General features: G+C 66.9%; 14 protein-coding genes. 11 read left to right on the forward strand and 3 right to left on the reverse strand.

What is annotated here, in order from left to right; genetic code table 11:
- Positions 1 to 20: 20 nt before the first annotated feature.
- Both moeZ and FH610_RS33675 read right to left on the reverse strand, forming a co-directional pair.
- A complete protein-coding gene (gene moeZ, locus FH610_RS33670; RefSeq protein ID WP_139579271.1) occupies positions 21 to 1,199 on the reverse strand; it encodes an adenylyltransferase/sulfurtransferase MoeZ in 1,179 nt (392 codons plus the stop codon).
- 113 nt (positions 1,200 to 1,312) lie between these two features.
- Positions 1,313 to 2,227 carry an alpha/beta fold hydrolase gene (locus tag FH610_RS33675; protein WP_139579272.1) on the reverse strand — a complete coding sequence of 305 codons (915 nt, stop codon included), beginning with the start codon at positions 2,225 to 2,227 and terminating at the stop codon, positions 1,313 to 1,315.
- 393 nt (positions 2,228 to 2,620) lie between these two features.
- Between FH610_RS33675 and FH610_RS33680 the strand changes: the two genes are divergently transcribed.
- The 6 genes from FH610_RS33680 to FH610_RS33705 all read left to right on the forward strand — a co-directional run bounded on the left by FH610_RS33680 (position 2,621) and on the right by FH610_RS33705 (position 8,782).
- Positions 2,621 to 3,205 (forward strand): hypothetical protein, encoded by a 585-nt coding sequence (locus tag FH610_RS33680; RefSeq protein ID WP_139579273.1) that lies wholly within the window; start codon positions 2,621 to 2,623, stop codon positions 3,203 to 3,205.
- 401 nt (positions 3,206 to 3,606) lie between these two features.
- Positions 3,607 to 4,206: a hypothetical protein gene (locus FH610_RS33685; RefSeq protein WP_139579274.1), complete on the forward strand. Its 600-nt coding sequence runs from the start codon at positions 3,607 to 3,609 to the stop codon at positions 4,204 to 4,206.
- A gap of 728 nt (positions 4,207 to 4,934) precedes the next feature.
- Positions 4,935 to 5,408, forward strand: coding sequence for a hypothetical protein (locus FH610_RS33690; RefSeq protein WP_139579275.1), 474 nt, complete (start codon positions 4,935 to 4,937; stop codon positions 5,406 to 5,408).
- 697 nt (positions 5,409 to 6,105) lie between these two features.
- Positions 6,106 to 6,639 carry a hypothetical protein gene (locus tag FH610_RS33695; RefSeq protein ID WP_139579276.1) on the forward strand — a complete coding sequence of 178 codons (534 nt, stop codon included), beginning with the start codon at positions 6,106 to 6,108 and terminating at the stop codon, positions 6,637 to 6,639.
- A gap of 691 nt (positions 6,640 to 7,330) precedes the next feature.
- Positions 7,331 to 7,879, forward strand: a complete 549-nt coding sequence (locus FH610_RS33700; RefSeq protein ID WP_139579277.1) for a hypothetical protein — start codon at positions 7,331 to 7,333, stop codon at positions 7,877 to 7,879.
- A 600-nt stretch (positions 7,880 to 8,479) separates the two neighbouring features.
- Positions 8,480 to 8,782 carry a hypothetical protein gene (locus FH610_RS33705; RefSeq protein WP_139579278.1) on the forward strand — a complete coding sequence of 101 codons (303 nt, stop codon included), beginning with the start codon at positions 8,480 to 8,482 and terminating at the stop codon, positions 8,780 to 8,782.
- Between the two features lie 207 nt (positions 8,783 to 8,989).
- Here the strand turns inward: FH610_RS33705 and ku are convergent, their stop codons facing one another.
- On the reverse strand, positions 8,990 to 9,910 hold the full coding sequence (ku, locus tag FH610_RS33710) for a non-homologous end joining protein Ku (RefSeq protein ID WP_139579279.1): 921 nt from the start codon (positions 9,908 to 9,910) through the stop codon (positions 8,990 to 8,992).
- A gap of 104 nt (positions 9,911 to 10,014) precedes the next feature.
- Between ku and ligD (FH610_RS33715) the strand changes: the two genes are divergently transcribed.
- The 5 genes from ligD (FH610_RS33715) to FH610_RS33735 all read left to right on the forward strand — a co-directional run bounded on the left by ligD (FH610_RS33715) (position 10,015) and on the right by FH610_RS33735 (position 13,123).
- Positions 10,015 to 10,959, forward strand: a complete 945-nt coding sequence (gene ligD, locus FH610_RS33715) for a non-homologous end-joining DNA ligase (protein ID WP_240809357.1) — start codon at positions 10,015 to 10,017, stop codon at positions 10,957 to 10,959.
- Entirely contained in the window at positions 10,956 to 11,837 is an 882-nt protein-coding gene (gene ligD / locus FH610_RS33720; RefSeq protein ID WP_139579281.1) for a non-homologous end-joining DNA ligase, read from the forward strand. The genes ligD (FH610_RS33715) and ligD (FH610_RS33720) overlap by 4 nt, the downstream gene beginning before the upstream one ends.
- 22 nt (positions 11,838 to 11,859) lie before the next feature.
- The gene (locus tag FH610_RS33725; RefSeq protein WP_240809358.1) at positions 11,860 to 12,105 is read left to right on the forward strand and encodes a hypothetical protein; all 246 of its coding nucleotides are present in this window, start codon (positions 11,860 to 11,862) and stop codon (positions 12,103 to 12,105) included.
- 72 nt (positions 12,106 to 12,177) lie between these two features.
- Positions 12,178 to 12,798 carry a TetR/AcrR family transcriptional regulator gene (locus FH610_RS33730; RefSeq protein ID WP_030507436.1) on the forward strand — a complete coding sequence of 207 codons (621 nt, stop codon included), beginning with the start codon at positions 12,178 to 12,180 and terminating at the stop codon, positions 12,796 to 12,798.
- 94 nt (positions 12,799 to 12,892) lie between these two features.
- Complete coding sequence (locus tag FH610_RS33735; protein WP_139579282.1) at positions 12,893 to 13,123, forward strand: DUF3107 domain-containing protein; 231 nt, start codon at positions 12,893 to 12,895, stop codon at positions 13,121 to 13,123.
- Positions 13,124 to 13,464 lie beyond the last annotated feature (341 nt).

Raw genomic sequence — 13,464 nt, forward strand, 5'->3', positions numbered from 1 at the left:
CGTCGTCGTGTCGTCGCGGATCAGTAGGTCGGGAGGCTGGGGTCGACCGTCTTGATCCAGCTCAGCACGCCGCCGCCCACGTGGACGGCGTCGGAGAAGCCGGCGTTCTTGAGGACCGCGAGCACCTCGGCCGAGCGGGCGCCCGACTTGCAGTGCAGCACGATCTTCTTGTCCTGCGGGAGCTTCTCCAGGGCCGAGCCGTTGAGGAACTCGCCCTTGGGGATCAGCACGGCGCCGGGGATGTTGACGATCTCGTACTCGTTCGGCTCGCGGACATCGATGATCATGATGTCCTCGCCCCGCTCGCGCATCGCCTCGAGCTCACCCGCGGTGATCGTGCTGCCCGCGGCGGCCTGCTGCGCCTCGTCCGAGAGCGTGCCGCAGAACGCCTCATAGTCGATCAGCTCGGTGATCGAGGGGTTCTTGCCGCACAGCGGGCACTCGGGGTCCTTGCGGACCTTGACGTCGCGATACTTCATCTCGAGCGCGTCGTAGATCATCAGGCGGCCGACGAGCGGCTCGCCGATGCCGGTGATGACCTTGATGGCCTCGTTCACCTGGACGGAGCCGATGGACGCGCACAGCACGCCGAGTACGCCACCCTCGGCGCAGCTCGGGACCATGCCCGGCGGCGGGGGCTCGGGGTAGAGGCAGCGGTAGCACGGGCCGTGCTCGGCCCAGAAGACGCTCGCCTGGCCGTCGAACCGGTAGATGGACCCCCACACGTACGGCTTGCCGAGCAGCACCGCCGCGTCGTTGACCATGTAGCGGGTGGCGAAGTTGTCCGTGCCGTCCACAATGAGGTCGTAGCCGGAGAAGATGTCCATCACGTTGTCGGTCGTGAGAGCGACGTTGTGGATGATGACGTTGACCAGCGGGTTGATCTCGCGCACGCTCGCGGCGGCCGACTCGGCCTTGAGGCGGCCCACGTCCGACTGCCCGTGGATCACCTGGCGCTGCAGGTTCGACTCGTCCACGACGTCGAAGTCGACGATGCCGAGCGTCCCGACACCGGCCGCGGCCAGGTACAGCAGCGCGGGAGAGCCCAGGCCGCCCGCGCCCACACACAGCACCTTGGCGTTCTTGAGGCGCTTCTGACCCGCCATGCCGACGTCGGGGATGATCAGATGGCGCGAGTAGCGGCGCACCTCGTCAACCGTCAGCTCTGCTGCCGGCTCTACCAGCGGTGGCAACGACACAGTCCCACTCCTGCTTTCCGTGTCCCGTTTTCGTGCCAATGGTCGCGCTCGGCTCCATGGGCCCAACACAAGCTCTTCTCACAACTTAACCGGGGTGGCCCCGCATTCCCCAATCACGCTGTTCGGCGCAGGGGCGTCCTCGTGTAGGCCAGCAGGCGGCGCGCCTCCCGGGCCACCAGCTCGGGATACTCCATCTGCGCCACGTGACCGGCGCGCGGAAGTGTGACCAGGCGCACGTCGCGGAAGACCCGTCCGGCCCGGTGCGCCATACGGGCGTGGACCAGCCGGTCGCGCAGGCCGTACACGACGAGGGTGGGCGCGGAGACCCGCTCGGCCTGCCGCCAGAGGTTGTCGGGGCCCACGCGGAAGTACTCGCGCACGATCGCGCGGGCGCAGCCGACCATGGCCGCCCCCGCGTGCGGCAGGCCGTCGCGGCGGCGCAGTTCCTCTATCGCCTCGTGCAACCGCTCCGGGTGGACCCGCCCGGCGTCGGCGTAACACATGCTGAGCGTCGCCTGGACGCGCCGCTCCGGCGGCAGCGCGCTGAGCCAGCGGACGGCCAGCTCACCGAGGCGCGGGGCGGCCGACATGGCGATCCTGGCGGGGCCGTACCTCGGCCGCAGGTCGGGCAGCGCCGGCGAGACCAGCGTCAGCGACCTGACGAGGTCGGGCCGCGTGGCCGCGACCCGCACCGAGACCGCGCCGCCCATGGAATTGCCGAAAAGGTGGACCGGCCCCTCTCCCAGAGCCTCGACGAGCCGGACCAGCGCCCTGGCATGGGCGGGGACCGAATAGTCGCCGTTCACGGGCTCCGGGGAGTGCCCGGCCCCCGGCAGGTCGACGGCGACCCCCCGCACCTCGTCGGAGAGCTCGCCCATCAGGTCGGTCCAGTTGGTCGCCGAGCCCGCCAGGCCGTGCACGTATAGAGCGGTCTCGGGCGGCCCCTTCGGGGTCGTCCGCACATGGATGCGGGCGTCCCCCACGTCGATGAGCCGGCCGGGCCACGGTGGAATCGGCTCGACACCCACGCGTCCTCCCCTGTTCGCCTCGTGCTTCTCGACCATAACCCTGCCCGTACGCCACCTCGGGCGGCACTCCCGCTACCCGGGGGACGGAGGATCGATCATCCGGGTTCGCCCCGATCAGCGAGAGCGACATAGGGGCAATATCACCCTCATTCGGACATTTCGAAATGCGGATACGAATCGCAATTCGGACCAAAGCGATCCTATCGGTGCCAACGATGCCAATAAAGCGATAAGTGAATGGCAAAAGCCGCCGACCGCCGTTTGTCGCTCCTACGGTGAGGAAAACAAGACAATGCAGGGATGATCCACCAAGGGTCATCAGTAAGGGCATTTTCCGAACGACTTGGAAAACGCCGGAGTGTCGGGGCAACAATCCTTCAAGGAGGACATGAAATGCCCAAGTTCAACAACCTGGTCGGGATCCTCGCGATCAGCGCCGCGCTCACCGGTGGTGCCGTCACCCTGGGTACCGCTGTCGCCGCCACCAGTGCGAACGCCGCGACCGTCATGGGCGGCTACGTGGGCGGCGGTGGCTACTACCCCTACGCGAACTACAACCGCAATTCGCAGCGGCAGAAGCACAAGGCGCTGAACGGCAACAAGAACAAGAACAAGAACAAGACGAAGCAGTGGCAGCACGAGCGGCAGAACCAGGGCCAGAACCAGTTCCTGCTGCGTGACTTCACGCTCGTCCTCACGCCGTTCCAGAAGACGGACACCGACGCGCGGGCGCTTCCGTACAACTGGCAGTACGGAAACACGCAGTCGTACCCGTACACCCGTACGAACAGCTTCAGCGACCAGTTCAACAACCCGCGTCAGGGCCAGGACTCCCTGGCTCAGCCGAAGACGAACACGGCCACCGAGGTCGACCCGCGTGTGAAGAAGAAGGACATCGACGCGGACATCGACGTGAACATGGAGAAGGAGAAGAAGAGGGACTACGACCGCGACGACCGGCCGGTGATCGTGCCCTGACCGGATCCGCACGAGCGGCCTCGGTGAACGTCCCGGCCACGGCGGGTGACGCGGCAGCCGACGGCCACCCCGTACTCGTGACCCGCGGCCTCACCTGAGCCGCGGCCAGCGAGCGACGGAAGACACACGCGGTATGGAGCGGCGGACACCGCCCGGCGGGACGGGCGGCGACCGGATGACCGTGAGAGACGGCACCGGCGCCACCCGTCCGCCGCTCCGTCCGCGGTCGAACGAGCAGTTGAGAGAGCAGCGCACCGGCGGCATGTCCGAGGAGAGGACCGCCGGTGCCAGGCGAACGCATCGCGCCGCGTCACACACGACGGCGCCGAACCCACTATCACCCGCCCTGGTCCCTCACCGGACCGGGCCGGGGTCGCGATATTCAGAGGAGAAACACCCAAATGTCCGCGTTGAAGAACATCGCCGGGCTTCTCGCCCTCGGCACCGCGCTGAGCGGCGCGGCCATCGCGCTCGGTGGCGCCACCGCCGGCACGGCCAGCGCAGCGACCGTCATGGGCGGGTACATTCCCGCTCCGTCCGGCGGTGTCCGTTACGTCCGGCCGAGCTACAACTACAACAGCAACCGGCAGCGCCAGGGGCACAAGGCGCTGAACCGCAACAAGAACAAGAACAAGAACAAGAACCACGAGTGGCAGCACGCTCGTCAGTCGGAGAACCAGAGCCAGTTCCTGCTGCGTGACTTCACGCTCGTTCTCACGCCGTTCCAGAAGTCGTCGAACGGCTCCGCCGCGGTTCCGTGGAACGCCCAGTGGTCGCAGAACTCCACGATCCCGACGACGAACACCAGCGACTGGAACCAGATGCACAACCGGCCTTGGCAGGACCAGTCCTCGCAGGCCGACCCGCGCACGAACACGGCCACCCAGGTCAACCCGCAGGCCAAGACCAAGGACGTCGATGTCGACGTCGACGCCGACATCCGCAAGGAAGACATGAAGAGGAAGGAGCGCGGGCCGAGGGACGAGGACATCACGCCCTGATTCGGGACCTACCGCGTCGCCGGATGACCGGCTGTGATGAGACCCGGGCCGCGGGCCCGGGGATCGGCTGAAGGGCGCCCGTGCTCACGGTGCCCGTGGACCGCGTCCACGGGCCTCCGGGGAGCACGGGCGCTCCTCGCTGTCCGCGATCCCCCGTCTCCCACCGCTCGCCCCGGTCCGGCCGCGTGACATCCGCGGGCGCGGACCTCAGGCGGTTCCCCAACGGACCCGAGGCCCGGCCGCGTCGCGACTCCCTCCGACCGGCACGGCGCTCGCCCGAATCGGCCCGCCCCTGCCCGCCTTCCCCCGGCCCCGCCTTTCCCCTGCCTGCCGCGCGGCCTCACGCCGTCGTACGCACGCCGGCATGGCGTGCTCCACGGGCCGCACCCGGCCGTTTCGCCGTTTCCCCGTATCCGCGTTTCCGCTGCGAACGCCTCACGCGTCCGGCGTTCACCTTGCCCCGGCACGCCGTCCGCCTGCGCCACCGCCGACCCGGGATGGAAATCGGACATTCTAGGACAAGTCGCCCTTTATTATTCTAAGTCCCGCCATAAAGCTCTAATAGCTGATCAAAGGCTACAGAGGTGCGTTTGTCGGGCTCGCGCGTCGGACATCAACGTATCGCAGGAACCCGGCCCACGGGGGCCATAGAGATATTTCTCTCGAATCTCCAGTGAGAGAAATATCGGAGGATGCGGGGAATTCCAATCCTTTCAAGGGGGACAGCAATGCCTAAGTTCAAGAACGTTCTCGCCGGCCTCGCACTCGGCACCGCGATCGCGGGGGGCGCGATCGCCATGGGCGCCACAGCCGCGAGCGCCAGCTGTGGAGACGGCTTCTTCGGTCTCGGCGGCATGCCCTGCAACAACAACAATTTCGTTCCCTTCAATTGTAACAACAACAACAACTGCCAGCCGTTCAACAACAACAACTGCAACAACAACAACTGGTGCAACAACAACCAGAACAACAGCTTCTGGAACAACCAGAACTTCTGGAACCAGAGCGCTTTCTGCGACAACCTCGACAGCGACTCCAACTTCGCCATCGTCGGCCCCTGCGCCACGATCGCCTTCAGCGACAAGACCAACCGCGAGAGCAACTGGTTCAACAACGGCCAGTTCAACAACAACTCGTGGTGGAACAACAACAACTGCAACAACTGGAACAACTGCAACAACGACAACAACTTCTGCAACTGACCAAGGCGGGGCCGGCAACGGCCCGCGAGACGACCGCGCCGCTCGAAATCCTGCCAGGTGAAGGGATGACGAAAACGGCCGGCCACACCGTCCTCCACCGCCTTGACAGGAGAACGGCGCCCTGAGGCGCAGTCACGTTCCCGCGGCGTCGCAAGCTCCGTGAGCACTCCAACGCTCCGGGAACGGCCGTTCGATCCAGCAGAGACAAGGGCTCCGGCGAGACTCTCGCCGGAGCCCTGACTTTTTCCCCGTACGGCGGGCTCAGGCACGGAGCCCGAAGCGACGGATTCGCGTGCAGGCCTCGGGCAGCACGGGGGCCCTCCAGGAGGCCACTCCCGGCCCGACCGGACAGGCCACAGCCATTCGGCAGCGGCACTCATGCGGACGACGCCCACAACGCCGCAGGCGCTCAGGCCGTCGCCTCCGTTTCCGTCGCACGGCCGAGCTCCGACGCGTGAACACTCCCGCCCGAAACCGGTCAATCGAGACATTTCTCTCTTAATACCTCTAAGTCAGTTCATAAGACTCTAACTAGTGATCAAAAGGCTTAGATGGCCGTTTGTCAGGCCAGTGCGCTGGAAATCATGACAGCACAGGAAGTTAGGGCCCAATTGGGGGCCCGAAGGACATTTCTCACAACAAAAAGAAATGCCCTAAACAAATTCAGGGATACTGAATCCTGTCAAGGGGGACACGCATGTCCAAGCTCCACAAGATCATCGCCGGTGTCGCGCTCAGCACCGCCGCTGTCGGCGGCGCGCTCGCCCTGGGCGCCGGTGCCGCCGGCGCCGCGACCAGGACCGGCGACGTCGACCGTCCCATCGTCCGGGACGGCCTGGCCAACGGCGTCGACGACAGCACGGGCGGCATCGCCCAGGGCAACAGGGGTATCGGCGAGCGCGGTGATCGGGAGAACGTCTTCCCCGTCGTCTTCAACCCGAACAACAACAACAACAACTTCGATCGCAACGACCGCAACCAGAACCAGAACCAGAACGACAACAACAACTGGTGGAACAACCAGAGCTTCTGGAACCAGGGGGCGTTCGCCGACCGGCGGGACGACTTCTCCGGTTTCGGCCTCGTCGCCAAGGACGTCGCGATCGGCTTCCAGGACAAGACGAACAAGGACAACACCTGGTTCAACAACAACTGGTGGAACAACAACAACTGGTGGAACTGCAACGACAACAACTGGTGGAACAACAACAACAACGACCGCGTGAACTGAGAAGGCAGATCCAGCGGCTCCTGCGAGACGATCGCGCCGCTCCGAGAACGTGACGGATCCGGAGAACCTCCCACGAGGTCTCCGACCCCGGCACACGGACTGGCGCCGTTGAGTGCAGAGACACGTTCCTCGACCGGCCGGCCGCTCGCTCACCGAGCGACGGCAGCCTGAACGGGGACGGCCGTCAATCCTCCTACAGTGACAACCAAGGGCTCCGGCGGGAAGGTTCCGCCGGAGCCCTGCTCTTTTCCCTGACCGCGGTCATCGCCACCACCCACTTCCCTCCGCGGCCTTCCCCCGCCCACGATCTCAGCCGCTCCCCGGCCTCGTCGACGCGAGCGGGATGAGTGCGGGCGACGACACGCTCCCCGCACCAACCCCACCGCATCGCAATGCGGGTAAGTCGGCACCCCCGCTCGCCGAGCGTCAGAACGCGGCCACACCAGGGGGGCAAATCGTACCTATCACTACATAAGGCGCATTATCCATCGAATCAAGCCTATACGCAGCTAATCATTAATCAAAAGCAGCAGACATCAGTTTGTCGGGCCGCCCGGCAGGAAATCACCCTAGCGTCGGAAGCAAGGCTCAATAAGAGCCAGTAAGGAATTCCCGTCCGCGGCATGCGGACGAGAAATGCCGACAGACAACAGGGCAATTCGAAATTGAATCCTGTCAGGGAGGAACCATAATGCCCAACCTCAAGAAGATCTTCGCAGGGCTCGCGCTCAGCACCGCGGTCGTCGGCGGGGCCGTCGCCATGGGTGCCACGGCCGCCAGCGCCGACGACAACCCCTTCTTCACGAAGAACGTTGACCGCCCCATCGCCAAGGACGGCGCGGCCAACGGCGTCGACGACAGCACGGGCGGCATCGCCCAGGACAACAAGAAGGGGGATGACTTCACCCCGCGCGCGTTCTTCCCGAACAACAACAACCGGGAGCGCAACGACCGCAACCACAACATCAACGACCGCAACCAGAACAACATGTGGGACACCAACAACTGGTGGGGCCAGAACCTCTACAAGGATGACAAGGCTGAGCACGACGCCTTCGGTCTCGTCGCCAAGGACGTCGCCTTCGGCTTCCAGGAGAAGGACGACCGCGCCTTCAACTGGCTCAACAACAACTGGTGGGCCGACCAGAACTGGTGGGACAACAACAACAACGACTGGTGGAACCGCAACGACCGCGAGCACACCAACAACACCAAGAACAACAACAACGACAACGTCTGATCCGCGAGGAGTGACACCTCGCGCGACACCGCGCCGCCCGGTCGGGTGACGGGAGTCGGTGGGCGGGACCGCCCCCCAGTTCCTCTCCGCCACCGGCCGGGGACGACGGCGCCGGTGAGTGCAGCCAGGTGTTTCCGGCGCATCCGCGCAGCGAGCGACGGGAAGCCTGGAAACACCTTCCACCGGATGGCATGAGACAAGGGCTCCGGCGAGATCCTCGCCGGAGCCCTGACCTTTTCCGGCGCCCGATCCCGCCCCGCCACCACCTCACGCACCGTCCTCAGTGAGCCGGCTGCCGGGGGCCGAATCGAACGAGAACATGGGATTGAGCCACACCGCGGCGGGGAAGCAAAGCGCGCCCTACCCCGGATCCCGCACGGACACGTCAGACATGAACGTCGATCAGGTCAGCGGTCGCCTAACCCGGGGCATCGCGCCACAACGCGAGCCCAAATTCCCTCCGGCCCAGTTTGCAGGCAGGCCGCATCGGCAATTAAGACGCCACGGGCGATGACCGGACATACAGGACATCACCCGGACATTTCCGACAGTCACTGGGAATGTCGCACTCGGGCACTCCATCCTTCGAGGAGGACCTCAATGCCCAAATTCCGGAACGTCATCACCGGTCTGGCGGTCAGCACGGTAATGGCCGGCGGCGCGCTCGCCCTGAGCGCCACCACGGCTCACGCAGCCACCCCTGGCACCCCGACGATCAGCAGCAACTGGGGCCACGGCACGGGTAACTGCGGACGTCGTGGACGCGGCTGCCGTAACGCGGCCGTCAACCGCAACGACTTCCGCTTCTTCAAGTTCAAGAAGGAGAAGAAGGTCAATCGGAACAACGCGGCCTTCGCATCCGGTGACGCCGTCGTCGAGATCGACGGCGACGACGACGACTGACACTGACGGGTGACACCCAGTCGTACGGGGCCGTCGGCGCGAAGCCGCGGTGTCCGGGCCCGCCCTGATCACGCCTCCGCCACCTCCGTGGCGATCGGGCGGCGGTGAACGGGCGGCCGAGAGCCTACGGCCCTGTACGGATCGCCCACTTCCATACCGTGAAGAAAGCCCCGGCGGCAATTGCCGCCGGGGCTCCTCCGAAAAGCTTCAGGCGGAGCGGCGGGTCTTCCGCTTCTTCTGCGCCTTCTCCTCCTGGTCCGCGCCGTCCGACGCGGCCTTCCTGGCGGCGGCACCGGAGGCGGCGGCCTTGGCCTTGGCGGCTCCGCCGGGCGACTTGGCCGCGGCGGGACCCTGGCGCTCCCGCTTGGCCGCCTCGACACTGGCCCGCAGCGCGGCCATGAGGTCGACGGCCGGCCCGGCCTCGGCGGGGGCCTCGGGGGCGACGACCTCCTTGCCCGCCACCTTGGCCTCGATGACCTCCTGCAGCGCCTCCCGATAGGCGTCCTTGTACTCCGCGGGATCGAAGTCCGCCACCATCGTGTCGATCAGGGACTCGGCCATCTTCAGTTCCTGGGGCCGTACGTCGACGTCCTCCTCCAGGAACCCGAAGTCGGCCTCGCGGATCTCGTCCGGCCAGAGCATGGTCTCCAGCACGAAGACGCCGTCGCGGACCCGGAGCGCGGCCAGCGACTCGCGCTGCCGCAGGGCGACCTTCACGACCGCCACCTGTCCCGACCGCTCCAGGGCGTCCCGCAACAGCACGTACGGCTTGGCGCCCTGCCCGTCCGGCTCCAGGTAGTAGGACTTGGCGAAGTAGATGGGGTCGATCTGGTCCGCGGGGGTGAACTGCAGCACGTCGATCCTGCGGGAGGAGGTCAGCGGCAGGTCGGCGAAGTCCTCGTCGGTCAGCACGACCATCTCGCCGGTCGCGAGCTCGTACCCCTTGGCGATGTCGGCGTAGGGCACCTCTTCGCCGTCGACCGAGCAGACCCTCTTGTATTTGATCCTTCCGCCGTCCTCCCGGTGCACCTGGTGGAACGCGACGTCCTTCTGTTCGGTCGCCGAGTAGAGCTTCACCGGGATGGTGACAAGACCGAACGAGATCGCGCCTTTCCAGATGCTGCGCATAGCCACATTCTCGTCTCTGTGTTCGAACAACGCCATGGTGGGATTCAAGGGAGTTACCTCATGGGCAGGTACCCACTATGGCGGTGCCGTATCCGATCGAGCCGATGCTTGCCATTCCGGGAGAAATCCCCTCCGACCCCGGGGCGTACGCGCTGGAGGTGAAGTGGGACGGCATCCGCGCGCTCGCGTACGTCGACGGCGGCGTGCGGGTCACCGGACGGCACGGCGCCGACTTCACCTCCCGCTATCCCGAGATCTCCGCCGCCATGGCCCCACTGGCCGGGCGCAGGGCGGTCGTCGACGGCGAGGTGGTGGCCTTCGACCCCGAGGGCCGGCCCAGCTTCGCCCGGCTGCAAAGACGCATGCACATCACCGATCCCGCCGGGGCCCACCTGCTCGGCCGGCTGCCGGTCTCCTATCTGCCCTTCGACCTGCTTCATCTCGACGGGCACACGCTGCTCGACCTGCCGTACCTGGACCGGCGGGCGCTGCTCGACTCGCTCGGCCTGGGCGCGCCGCCATACCTCCCCTGCGAACCGGCGGTGCTGGAGGCGACCAGGCGGCAGGGACTGGAGGGCGTGGTCGCCAAGCGCCTCGACTCGCCGTACCGGCCGGGCCGCAGGGCCGAATGGTGGATCAAGGTCAAGAATCTGCGCACCGCCGAGGTGGTCGTCGGCGGCTGGCGGCCGGGCAGGGGCCGCCGCGCGGGCGGCGTCGGCTCGCTCCTGCTCGGCATGTACGCCGGGGTCTCCCCGGCCGGGTTCCTCTTCGTCGGCCATGTGGGCACCGGGTTCACCGACGCGATGCTCGGCGACATCCTCCGCCTGATTGAGCCGCTCGAGATCGGGCAGAGCCCCTTCTCTGACGGGCTTCCGAGGGAGATCTCCCGGAACGCCCGGTGGGTCAGGCCCGAGGTGGTCGGCGAGGTGGCCTTCACGATGTGGACTCGGGACGGCGGTAAGCGCGACGGGCGGCTGCGCACACCCGTGTGGCGGGGCGTGCGCGCCGACAAGATCCCCGCGGAGGTGCGGCGGGAGGAGCAAGGATGACGGATAAGGTGCGGGTGAAGGTGGAGGGCCGCCTGCTTGTCCTGACCAATCTGGACAAGGTTCTCTACCCCGACGCCGCGTTCACCAAGGCCGAGGTGATCGACTATTACACCCGGATCGCACCGGTCCTGCTGCCGCACCTGAAGGGGCGCCCGCTCACGGTCAAGCGTTATCCGAACGGCGTCGACGGCCAGTTCTTCTTCGAGAAGAACGTCCCCGAGCACACGCCCGACTGGGTCCGTACGGTGACACTGCCCGCGCCGGGCAGCACCAAGAACCGCGAGGAGATCGACTTCGCGGTCGTCGAGGACCTGCCGACCCTGGTCTACTACGCCAACCTGGCCGCCCTGGAGATCCACGTGCCCATGTGGCGGGTGGCCAAGGACGGCGAGCCGCAGCCGCCCGACACCCTCGTCTTCGACCTCGATCCCGGCGCCCCCGCCACCATCGTCGACTGCTGCCGGGTCGCCGTCCTGCTGCGCCGGGCTCTGGCCGACGACGGCCTGGACAGCCACGCCAAGACCAGCGGCCAGAAGGGCATGCAGCTCTACGTTCCCTGGGACCGGGGCCCGGGCACCTCCGACTACGCCAAGGCGCTCGCCCGCCGGATGCAGGCCGAGCATCCGTTCGTGACGAGCGTGATGGCGAAGAAGGAGCGGCCGGGCAAGGTCTTCATCGACTGGAGCCAGAACAACCCGGCCAAGACGACGGTCGCGCCCTACTCACTGCGCGCGGCCGGGCGGCCGACCGCGTCCACTCCCCTGCTGTGGGAGGAGGTCGAGGCGTGCGACAGCCCGGACCAGCTGGTGTTCACCGCTCCTGACGTGCTGCAGCGCGTGGCGCAACACGGCGACCTGTTCGTACCCCTCACCGCTTAGCCCGGCCGCCACCCTGGCCGTAGTGTTGGAGCTGTCGCAGCCGACCTTCGAACGGAAGGACAAGCAGATGCCCGAGATGGACCCCCTCGACGAGGTGGTCGAGGAGATCTCGATCGAGGCGCCGGAGGCCGACGCGGTCGAGCAGCACCAGCTCGTCAAGGTCGCCGACGACAGGCGCTGGCCCGAGCGTGTTCCGTTCGACGCCGACCCGGCCGACGTGGCCGAGCAGGAGCGTACGGTCGACCTCGACGACGACGACTATCGCTGATCCGGATTACCGACACGTAGGATGAGGCCTCGGGGCGGGAGCCCCCGATGCGCATCTTGCAAGGAGACTGCCGTGACCGCTACCCCGGACGCCAAGCCCCGGGGCACCCGGCTACCCCGGATGGCCCGCCGCCGCCAGTTGCTGAGCGCGGCACAGGAAGTGTTCGTGGAGAACGGCTACCACGCGGCGGCGATGGACGAGATCGCCGAGCGGGCCGGCGTGAGCAAGCCGGTGCTCTACCAGCACTTCCCGGGCAAGCTGGAGCTGTACCTCGCGCTGCTCGATCTGCACGTCGACGACATGGTGACCCGATGCCGCCAGGCGCTCGAGTCCACCACCGACAACAAGCAGCGGGTGCAGGCCGCCATCGGCGCCTTCTTCGACTTCGTCTCCAGCCAGGGCGAGGCGTTCCGGCTCGTCTTCGAGTCCGACCTGCGCAACGTCGCGCCCGTACGGCAGCGGATGGAGCGTTCGCTGCACGAGAGCGCCGAGGCGATCAGCCGGGTGATCCAGGAGGACACCGGCTGCTCCAGCGACGAGGCGCACCTGCTCGGCGTGGGCCTGGTCGGCATGGCCGAGGTGAGCGCGCGCTACTGGCTGAGCAGCCACGGCTCGATCCCCAAGGAGGCGGCGACCCAGCTCATGGCGCGTCTGGCCTGGCGCGGCATCAGCGGTTTCCCGCGCACCGGCTGACCGGAATCATGTTCGCTTCACGCGATCACGGGGCTGACCGCTCCCCGAGGCGACGACGATGGGTAGGGAACAGCCCTCGCGAAAGGGGAGCCCGATGGAAATAAAGATCGGTGTGCAGTCGGTGCACCGTGAGCTCGTCGTGGAGACCGACCTGTCGGCCGAGGAGATCGAGGAGGAACTCCGCAAGGCGCTCGCCTCCGACAAGGGTGTCTTCTCACTCACCGACACCAAGGGCCGCCGAGTGGTCGTCCCCGTGGACTCGCTCGGCTTCGTCGAGATCGGCGAGGACCAGTCGCGCCCCGTCGGCTTCGGCGGGACGCTCTAAAGCGCCTCCGCCATCACAACCGACCGGCCCACGGCGCGCGCCCACCACGCGCGCCGTCCCGGCGGCTGGCCGTGATCGGCGCGGGTCAGGAGCGTCCGTAACCGCATCCGCGGGGGCGGCGGGTCAGATCCGCGTGATGGGGATCCCGCCTCCCGCTGATCGTCGGACAACCCGCGCTTCCTCTCCGCAACACCGCACGCGGAATCCAGGTGTTCGGCCCACATCTCGTCAAGGAAGTGCCGTAGCGGCGCGAGGCCCTCATGCTCGCACCGTACATCCGTTTGGCACGTGCGCGACCCATGAACGCCGGACCGGCCGGGGCCCCGGGCGGGGCCTCCGGC

It is taken from the genome of Microbispora catharanthi (assembly GCF_006334915.2).
GTDB classification, from domain to species: Bacteria; Actinomycetota; Actinomycetes; order Streptosporangiales; family Streptosporangiaceae; genus Microbispora; species Microbispora catharanthi.

What these genes read in the sequence shown, in the direction of transcription:
- FH610_RS33705 (WP_139579278.1), top strand. Translation starts at nt 8,480, where the DNA reads ATGCCCAAATTCCGGAACGTCATCACCGGTCTGGCGGTCAGCACGGTA.
- FH610_RS33735 (WP_139579282.1), top strand. Translation starts at nt 12,893, where the DNA reads ATGGAAATAAAGATCGGTGTGCAGTCGGTGCACCGTGAGCTCGTCGTG.
- ligD (WP_139579281.1), top strand. Translation starts at nt 10,956, where the DNA reads ATGACGGATAAGGTGCGGGTGAAGGTGGAGGGCCGCCTGCTTGTCCTG.
- FH610_RS33700 (WP_139579277.1), top strand. Translation starts at nt 7,331, where the DNA reads ATGCCCAACCTCAAGAAGATCTTCGCAGGGCTCGCGCTCAGCACCGCG.
- FH610_RS33685 (WP_139579274.1), top strand. Translation starts at nt 3,607, where the DNA reads ATGTCCGCGTTGAAGAACATCGCCGGGCTTCTCGCCCTCGGCACCGCG.
- ku (WP_139579279.1), bottom strand. Translation starts at nt 9,910, where the DNA reads ATGCGCAGCATCTGGAAAGGCGCGATCTCGTTCGGTCTTGTCACCATC.
- ligD (WP_240809357.1), top strand. Translation starts at nt 10,015, where the DNA reads ATGCTTGCCATTCCGGGAGAAATCCCCTCCGACCCCGGGGCGTACGCG.
- FH610_RS33680 (WP_139579273.1), top strand. Translation starts at nt 2,621, where the DNA reads ATGCCCAAGTTCAACAACCTGGTCGGGATCCTCGCGATCAGCGCCGCG.
- FH610_RS33690 (WP_139579275.1), top strand. Translation starts at nt 4,935, where the DNA reads ATGCCTAAGTTCAAGAACGTTCTCGCCGGCCTCGCACTCGGCACCGCG.
- FH610_RS33695 (WP_139579276.1), top strand. Translation starts at nt 6,106, where the DNA reads ATGTCCAAGCTCCACAAGATCATCGCCGGTGTCGCGCTCAGCACCGCC.